This window comes from Xanthomonas sp. LMG 12459, from assembly GCF_009192905.1.
Taxonomy (GTDB): Bacteria; Pseudomonadota; Gammaproteobacteria; order Xanthomonadales; family Xanthomonadaceae; genus Xanthomonas_A; species Xanthomonas_A sontii.
Genome location: NZ_NSGT01000127.1, coordinates 1 through 7,760, shown reverse-complemented (window position 1 = coordinate 7,760; position 7,760 = coordinate 1). Strand labels below are relative to the sequence as shown.

7 protein-coding genes are annotated in these 7,760 nt (G+C 69.2%); 6 read left to right on the top strand and 1 reads right to left on the bottom strand.

The window, feature by feature from the left end; genetic code table 11:
• Positions 1–113: 113 nt before the first annotated feature.
• The 3 genes from CEK65_RS20715 (at position 114) to CEK65_RS20705 (ending at position 4,113) form a co-directional block, all read left to right on the top strand.
• Positions 114–659, top strand: a complete 546-nt coding sequence (locus CEK65_RS20715; RefSeq protein WP_017909328.1) for a YaeQ family protein — start codon at positions 114–116, stop codon at positions 657–659.
• On the top strand, positions 656–1,852 hold the full coding sequence (locus CEK65_RS20710; protein WP_152182850.1) for an NAD(P)/FAD-dependent oxidoreductase: 1,197 nt from the start codon (positions 656–658) through the stop codon (positions 1,850–1,852). The genes CEK65_RS20715 and CEK65_RS20710 overlap by 4 nt, the downstream gene beginning before the upstream one ends.
• A gap of 188 nt (positions 1,853–2,040) precedes the next feature.
• Positions 2,041–4,113, top strand: a complete 2,073-nt coding sequence (locus tag CEK65_RS20705) for an EAL domain-containing protein (RefSeq protein ID WP_152182849.1) — start codon at positions 2,041–2,043, stop codon at positions 4,111–4,113.
• A gap of 85 nt (positions 4,114–4,198) precedes the next feature.
• Here CEK65_RS20705 and htpX read toward each other — a convergent pair whose 3' ends face one another.
• A complete protein-coding gene (htpX, locus tag CEK65_RS20700) occupies positions 4,199–5,083 on the bottom strand; it encodes a protease HtpX (protein ID WP_152182848.1) in 885 nt (294 codons plus the stop codon).
• A gap of 103 nt (positions 5,084–5,186) precedes the next feature.
• On the opposite strand from htpX, the gene gluQRS reads away from it, so the two are divergent.
• The 3 genes from gluQRS to phaR all read left to right on the top strand — a co-directional run bounded on the left by gluQRS (position 5,187) and on the right by phaR (position 7,642).
• Positions 5,187–6,113, top strand: a complete 927-nt coding sequence (gene gluQRS / locus CEK65_RS20695) for a tRNA glutamyl-Q(34) synthetase GluQRS (RefSeq protein WP_152182847.1) — start codon at positions 5,187–5,189, stop codon at positions 6,111–6,113.
• 62 nt (positions 6,114–6,175) lie between these two features.
• Positions 6,176–6,916 carry a beta-ketoacyl-ACP reductase gene (locus CEK65_RS20690; RefSeq protein WP_017909333.1) on the top strand — a complete coding sequence of 247 codons (741 nt, stop codon included), beginning with the start codon at positions 6,176–6,178 and terminating at the stop codon, positions 6,914–6,916.
• A gap of 207 nt (positions 6,917–7,123) precedes the next feature.
• Complete coding sequence (gene phaR, locus CEK65_RS20685) at positions 7,124–7,642, top strand: polyhydroxyalkanoate synthesis repressor PhaR (RefSeq protein WP_017911578.1); 519 nt, start codon at positions 7,124–7,126, stop codon at positions 7,640–7,642.
• The last annotated feature ends 118 nt before the right edge of the window (positions 7,643–7,760 follow it).

The window sequence follows — 7,760 nt, the reverse complement described above, 5'->3', positions numbered from 1 at the left end:
GCCCCGGATCGGACACGCGCTCCCCCGGCCTCGATTCTCCCGCTTCCCCACAAGTCCCCGGCCAGCGGCGGCCCCACACCGTATCCTAGTGCGCCCTCGATCCCGGTAGCCGCATGGCCCTCACCGCCACCCTCCGCAAGGCGGAGCTGCAGATTTCCGACATGGACCGCGGCTACTACGCCGCCCATTCCCTGACCCTGGCGCAACACCCGTCCGAGACCGATCAGCGGCTGATGGCGCGCCTGCTGACCTTCGCCCTGTACGCCGAGGAGCGCCTGCTGTTCGGCAAGGGCCTGAGCAGCGACGACGAACCCGACCTGTGGCGGATGGACTACACCGGCGCGATCGAGCAATGGATCGAGGTCGGCCAGCCCGACGAGTCGCGGGTACGCAAGGCCTGCGGCCGGGCGCGCTCGGTGGTGGTGGCCAACTATGGCGGCCGCGCCGCGGACATCTGGTGGGACAAGAACGCGTCCGCGCTGATCAAGCTCAAGCCGGTACAGGTGATCGACCTGCCGGCCGACGCCGTCGCTGCGGCGGCCGAGCTGATCCAGCGCAGCATGCGCTTCGACGTGGTGATCCAGGACGGCGAGGTGCAGTGGCTGGGCGACAGCGGCAGCTTCGCCTTCACCCCCACGGTGCGCAAAGCCGCGGCATGAGCGCCGGGACCGCCCCCCTCCGCACCGATGTCGTGGTACTCGGCGCCGGCGCCGCCGGGCTGATGTGCGCGATCGCCGCCGGCCAGCGCGGGCGCCGGGTGCGGGTGATCGACCATGCCAACAAAGTCGGCAAGAAGATCCTGATGTCCGGCGGCGGCCGCTGCAACTTCACCAATACCGGTACCGGGCCGGGCAACTTCCTGTCGGCCAATCCGCACTTCTGCAAGTCGGCGCTGGCCCGCTACCGCCCCACCGACTTCATCGACCTGGTCGAGCGCCACGGCATCGCCTATCACGAGAAGGAACTGGGCCAGCTGTTCTGCGACATCTCCTCCAAGCAGATCGTGCGCATGCTGGTGGACGAGTGCGCCGCGGCGGGGGTGACGGTGCGCACCGACTGCAGCGTGCGCGCGGTGGAACGCGGCAGCGAGGGGTTCCGCCTGGACACCGACGATGGCCCGGTGCATGCGGCCTCGCTGGTGGTGGCGACCGGCGGCCTGTCCATCCCCAGCCTCGGCGCCAGCGGCTTCGGCTACGAGTTGGCGCGGCAATTCGGCCACGCGGTGCTGCCGACCCGCGCCGGGCTGGTGCCACTGACCCTGAGCGGCAAGCACCAGGAACGCCTGCACGACCTGTCCGGCCTGGCGCTGCCGGTGGAGGCCAGTTGCAACGGTGCGCGCTTCCGCAACTTCATGCTGATCACCCACCGCGGCGTCAGCGGCCCGGCGATCCTGCAGATCTCCTCGTACTGGCAACCGGGCGACGACCTGCGCCTGGACCTGTTGCCGGGGCAGGACGCGGCGACCTGGCTGCGCGAACAGAAACGCCTGCGCGGCGCCGCCGAGTTGCGCACGGTACTCGGCGAGGCACTGCCGCGCCGCTTCGCACAACGCCTGTGCGAGGTGTGGCTGCCGGACAAGCCGGTGCGCCAGCTGGACGAGCCACAGCTGCGCGCCGCCGCCGAGCTGCTCGGCGCCTGGCCGCTGGTGGCCAGCGGCACCGAGGGCTACCGCACCGCCGAAGTCACCCTGGGCGGGGTGGACACCGACCAGGTATCGTCCTCGACCATGGAATCGCGGCGCGTGCCCGGCCTGTACTTCGTTGGCGAAGTGCTCGACGTCACCGGCTGGCTGGGCGGCTACAACTTCCAGTGGGCCTGGGCCTCGGGCCATGCGGCTGGTTTGGCGGCCTAGCGGCCGGGAATGGGGAATCGGGAATGGGGACTCGAAACACCGCTCGTTGCGCGCGCGTCTCGGTCCACCCGCGAACGTGCAGACACGGCAGTCCGCTCTTGCGACTCCCCATTCCCGATTCCCCATTCCCGAACAACATGGACGCGACCGCGGGCATCGTGTATTAAACCCCGTCCCCGGGAGGCTTCATGCACACAGGCAAAGACATCACCCTCCGCCTGATGATCGTCGACGACAGCGGCGAAGACGCCGAGGCGATCGTCAGCAGCCTGCGCAACAGCGGCATCGCGGTGCGCCCGTCGCGGCCGCAGCACGCCGAGGAGTTGTCGGCGATGCTGACCGCGCAGCCGATCGACCTGGTGCTCAGCGCACAGGCGCAGTCGATCCCGCTGCCGCAGGTGCTGCAACGGGTCGCCGCCAGCGGCAAGGACATCCCGGTCATCGTGCTGGCCGAGCGCATCGACGAACAGGAATGGCTGGAGGCCGTGGCCGGCGGCGCGCGCGCGATCGCGCTGCGGCAGCGGCCCGAGCACTTGCTGGCGGTGGTCCGCACCACCTGGGCCGACCTGCAGGCGCGGCGCGGCCTGCGCCGGATCGAGGCGCAGATGCGCGAGACCGAGCGCCGCTGCGACGCGCTGATCGCCTCCTCGCGCGATCCGATCGCCTACATCCACGAGGGCATGCACATCCGCGCCAACGACGCCTACCTGGAGATGTTCGGGTTCGAGTCGTTCGACGACGTCGAAGGCGTGTCGCTGCTGGACATGGTCGCCCCGCAACACGTAGAAGGTTTCAAGCAGTTGCTGAAGTCGCTGAGCAAGGGCGAGCCGCCGCCGGCGCAGTACCAGGTGGACGCGCGTACCCTGGAAGGCGACAGCTTTCCGGCGACGATGGAATTCGCCACCGCCAGCTACGAGGGCGAGGCCTGCGTGCAGGTGGTGTTCCGCCGCCGCGAGGAGTTCGACCCGGAACTGGCGCGCGAGGTCGAGGACCTGCGCCAGCGCGACCAGGTCACCGGTCTGCTCAACCGCCCGACCTTCATGCTGGCGCTGGAAACCGCGGTGGCCCAGGTCGGCCGCGGCGAGGGCCAGTACGGCTTCCTGCTGGTCGAGCCGGATCATTACGCACGCCTGTTGGCCGACATCGGCCTGGATTCGGCCGATGCGCTGGTCGCCGCATTGGCCCAGCACCTGGCCGCGGCCATCGACGGCGACGTGCAGGCGGCGCGCTTCGGCGAGCACAACTTCGCGCTGCTGCTGGAAGGCGACTACGCGCGCACCGCGGCGCTGGCCGAGCGCCTGCTACAGGCCTACGCCAGCCAGGTATTCAGCGTCGGCGAGCGCTCGGCCACGGTCACCGTCAGCATCGGCGGCGTGCAGATCGGCGAGAAGATCGCCAGCGTCGGCCAGGTCCTGGCCCGCGCCAGCGAGAACGTGCAGGCGACCGTCGAACTGGGCGGCAACGCCTGCAAGATCTTCGACCCGGGTGCAGCCGACCGACTCGAGGAAGAGCGCGTGCAGCGCTGGGTCCAGCACCTGCGCGAGGCCCTTGCCGGCGACGGCTTCCTGCTGCACTACCAGCCGGTGCTGAACCTGCAGGGCGAACCGCACGAGCTGTACGAGGCCTACCTGCGCCTGGAGCGCAACGACGAACTGATCGGCCCGTCGACCTTCCTCGGCATCGCCGCCGAGCATGGCCTGACCGCCGAGATCGACCGTTGGGTGGTCGCGCGTGCGATCGCCGTCATCGGCGAACGCCAGCGCGCCGGCCACGCCACCAGCCTGCTGGTCAAGGTCAGCCCGGAAGCCTTCGCCGATACCCAGATGGTCGACCTGATCCAGCGCGAACTGGCGACGCACGGCGTGCCCGGCGACCGCCTGTGGCTGCAGACGCCGGAGGCCAAGGTGTTCACCCATCTGCGCAACGCGCAGCAGTTCCTGGCCGACGCCACCGCCCTGGGCTGCAAGGTCGGGCTGGAACAGTTCGGCTCCGGCCTGGACTCGTTCCAGTTGCTGGCGCACTTCCAGCCCTCGTTCCTGAAGCTGGACCGCGGCTTCACCCAGGACCTGACCCAGACCCGCGAACACCAGGACAAGATCCGCGAGATCACTGGGCGCGCGCAGTCGGCGAGCATCCGCACCATCGCCGAGTTCGTGTCCGACGCGACCTCGATGAGCCTGCTGTTCAGCGCCGGCGTCGACTACGTGCAGGGCGAATTCGTCGGCCTGGCGGCGCCGGGGATGACGTTCGATTTTGCCTGAGGGGCCGGGATTGGGGATTCGGGATTGGGGATTGGCAAAAGCCGCTACAGGCGCAGGCATTTGCCTGCGCCTGTAGCGGTCGACCTCAGCTCACTGTCGCGTTGACGTGCGAAGCGCGCAGGGTGGCGATGCGCTCGGACAGCGGCGGGTGGCTCATGAACAGCTTGCGCAGGCCCTGGCCCAGACCACCGGCGATGCCGAAGGCCTGCACCTGCGACGGCAAGGTGCTCTGGCCATGGTTGAGTTCCAGCCGCTGCAGCGCCGCGATCATCTTGGCGCGGCCGGCCAGGCTGGCGCCGCCGGCGTCGGCGCGGAACTCGCGGTAGCGGGAGAACCACATCGCGATCATCGTCGCGAACAGGCCGAACACCAGTTCCAGCACCATCACGATCGCGTAGTAGGCCAGGCCGCGACGGCCGTCGCGGTTGCCGGACAGGTAGCTGTCGACCACGCCGCCGACCACGCGCGCCAGTACGATCACGAAGGTGTTGAGCACGCCCTGCAGCAGCGCCATGGTCACCATGTCGCCGTTGGCGATGTGGCTGATCTCATGGCCCAGCACCGCCTCGGCCTCGTCCTCGGTCATGTTCTGCAGCAGGCCGGTGGAAACGGCGACCAGCGCATTGTTGCGGTTGGCGCCGGTGGCGAAGGCGTTGATCTCCGGGCCGTCGTACACGGCGACCTCGGGCATGCCGATGCCGGCGGCCTGCGCCTGGCGCTGCACGGTCTGCAGCAACCAGCGCTCGGTGTGGTTGCGCGGCTCGGTGATCACCTGCGCACCGGTGGCGCGCTTGGCCATGAACTTGGACAGCAGCAGCGACACCAGCGAGCCGCCGAAGCCGAAGATCGCGGCCATCACCAGCAGGCCGCCCATCTGGTTGGTATTGACCCCGAACACGGACATGACAATGCCGGCCAGCACCAGCACCGCCAGGTTGGTGATGAGGAACAGGACGATACGATTGAACATGTGAGCGTGGGCTCCGCACAGATTAAGTGGAAGGATTGGCTCGAATCTGCGGTGTCGGCCGCTTGAATTCAAGCGCGCACCTGACCGAGGATTCAGCTTGTCCATGTCCCCGCCTCCCTACCGCGGCCGCTTCGCGCCCTCGCCCACCGGCCCGCTGCACCTGGGTTCGCTGCTCGCCGCCTTCGGCAGTTGGTTGCTCGCCCGCCACGCCGGCGGCCAGTGGCTGCTGCGCATCGAGGACGTGGACCGCCCGCGCAGCGTGCACGGCGCCGCCGAGCGGCAACTGGCGAGCCTGCGCGCCTGCGGCCTGGAGGCCGACGGACCGGTGCTGCGGCAGAGCGAGCGCGACCCGGGCTACCGCGACGCCCTGCAGCGGCTGCTGCAGGCCGGCCTCGCCTTCCCCTGCAGTTGCAGCCGCAGCGCCCTGGCGGCGCAGGGCGGCGTGCACCACGCTTGCGTCACCGACGCGCCACGCGCACAGCCGGCCATCCGTCTGCGCGTGCCGCCCGGTGCGGCCAGCGTGGTGGCCTTCGACGACGCGGTGCGCGGCCAGCTGGCCCAGGACGTCCATGCCGAGGTCGGCGATGTGGTGCTGCTGCGCGCCGACGGCTGCTGGGCCTACCAACTGGCCGTGGTGGTCGACGATGCCGCGCAAGGCATCACCGACGTGGTGCGCGGCGCCGACCTGCTGGACTCCACGCCACGGCAGATCCTGCTGCAGCGTGCGCTGGGCCTGCCCACGCCGCGCTACCTGCACCTGCCGCTGCTGCTCGACGCCGATGGCCGCAAGCTGTCCAAGTCGCACGCGGCGCTGCCGCTGGACGATGCCGACCCGCTGCCGGCGCTGCGCCTGGTCTGGGCGACGCTGGGCCAGCCGCCGGCAGCGTTGGCCGGCGCCGGGTCGGTGCCGGCGCTGCTCACCGCCGCGCTGCGCGCCTTCGACCCGGCGCGGTTGCCGGCGCAGGACCGACGCGTGGACGATGCGACGCCAGTCGCACCGGCTATCCCCACCGACATCAAGGCTGACTAGAATCGGACCTTGGGCCGCGCCGCGGCCGTCCTTTCCCACCATTTCTATCCGGAGCGACATCCATGACATCACGCGTTGCGCTGGTCACCGGCGGCACCGGCGGCATCGGCACCGCAATCTGCGAGCGGCTGGCCGCGCAGGGCCACCGCGTGGCCAGCAACTACCGCGACCAGGCCAAGGCCCTGGCCTGGCAGCAGCGCATGCGCGAGCGTGGCCACGACGTCGCCATCGTCCCCGGCGACGTCGCCTCGCCCGAACACGCGCAGACCCTGGTGCGTGAGGTCGAACGCCAACTCGGCCCGGTCGAGATCCTGGTCAACAACGCCGGCATCACCCGCGACACCACCTTCCACAAGATGACCGCCGAGCAATGGCACGAAGTCATCAACACCAACCTCAACTCGGTGTTCAACGTCACCCGCCCGGTGATCGAGGGCATGCGCCAGAAGCGTTGGGGGCGGGTCATCCAGATCAGTTCGATCAACGGCCTCAAGGGCCAGTACGGCCAGGCCAACTACGCTGCGGCCAAGGCCGGCATGCACGGCTTCACCATTTCCCTGGCGCGCGAGAACGCCAGCTACGGCATCACCGTCAACACGGTCTCGCCCGGCTACGTCGCCACCGACATGGTGATGGCGGTGCCGGAGGAAGTGCGCGCCAAGATCGCCGCCGACATCCCCACCGGGCGCCTCGGCAAGCCGGAGGAGATCGCCTACGCCGTGGCGTTCCTGGTCGCCGAAGAGGCCGCGTGGATCACCGGCTCGAACCTGGACATCAACGGCGGCCACCACATGGGGTGGTGAGCGGCTGAATCGCTCAGGCGGCGGCATTCGCGCGAGGTAACGCTATCCCGCATTGGCCGCCACGGCGGCCTGTGGACTTTTGCTGCGCTGCGAATGCTGCGCAGCATGATTTTTTTGCTGCACCCGCGTGTTCAGGTACTTTCGGCGGTTGCAAGCCCTGCTGCGCTGCGCCATGCTGCGCGCCTACCGTCACAGAGCGATCGCTTCATGGCTGAGATTCGCATCATCAAGAAGTATCCCAATCGCCGCCTCTACGACACCGAGATCTCCAGTTACATCACCATCGAAGACGTCCGCCAGCTGATCATCGACGGCGAGGAATTCGAAGTCCGCGACGCCAAGACCGGCGAAGACCTCAGCCGCGCAGTGCTGCTGCAGATCATCGCCGACCAGGAACAGGACGGCGAACCGATGCTGTCCACACAGTTGCTCAGCCAGATCATCCGCTTCTACGGCGACTCGCTGCAAGGCTTCATGGGCAACTACTTGGAGCGCAGCATGCAGGTGTTCCTCGACCAGCAGCAGCAGTTCCGCCAGCAGATGGGCAATCTGCTGGGGCAGACCCCGTGGACCATGATGAACCAGCTCACCGAGCGCAACCTGGAGCTGTGGCAGGAATTCCAGCGCAACCTCGGCGCCGGCTTCGGCCGCCCGGCCGCTGGCGTGGGCACCGGCAAGCCTGGCGAACCGCCGGCGGGCGCCGCACCGAAGTCGCGTCCGCGCTGAGGATTGCGACCGGGTGAGGTTCGGCGGGGCGCTTCGCACCCCTACCCTCACCCCACCCCCTCTCCCGGCGGGAGAGGGGCTTTTGCTCTCCCTTCTCCCCTCGGGAGAAGGTGCCCCG

Bases quoted from the DNA above. Each gene is read 5' to 3' on its own strand.
- CEK65_RS20715 (WP_017909328.1), top strand. From the start codon at position 114: ATGGCCCTCACCGCCACCCTCCGCAAGGCGGAGCTGCAGATTTCCGAC.
- CEK65_RS20710 (WP_152182850.1), top strand. From the start codon at position 656: ATGAGCGCCGGGACCGCCCCCCTCCGCACCGATGTCGTGGTACTCGGC.
- CEK65_RS20705 (WP_152182849.1), top strand. From the start codon at position 2,041: ATGCACACAGGCAAAGACATCACCCTCCGCCTGATGATCGTCGACGAC.
- htpX (WP_152182848.1), bottom strand. From the start codon at position 5,083: ATGTTCAATCGTATCGTCCTGTTCCTCATCACCAACCTGGCGGTGCTG.
- gluQRS (WP_152182847.1), top strand. From the start codon at position 5,187: ATGTCCCCGCCTCCCTACCGCGGCCGCTTCGCGCCCTCGCCCACCGGC.
- CEK65_RS20690 (WP_017909333.1), top strand. From the start codon at position 6,176: ATGACATCACGCGTTGCGCTGGTCACCGGCGGCACCGGCGGCATCGGC.
- phaR (WP_017911578.1), top strand. From the start codon at position 7,124: ATGGCTGAGATTCGCATCATCAAGAAGTATCCCAATCGCCGCCTCTAC.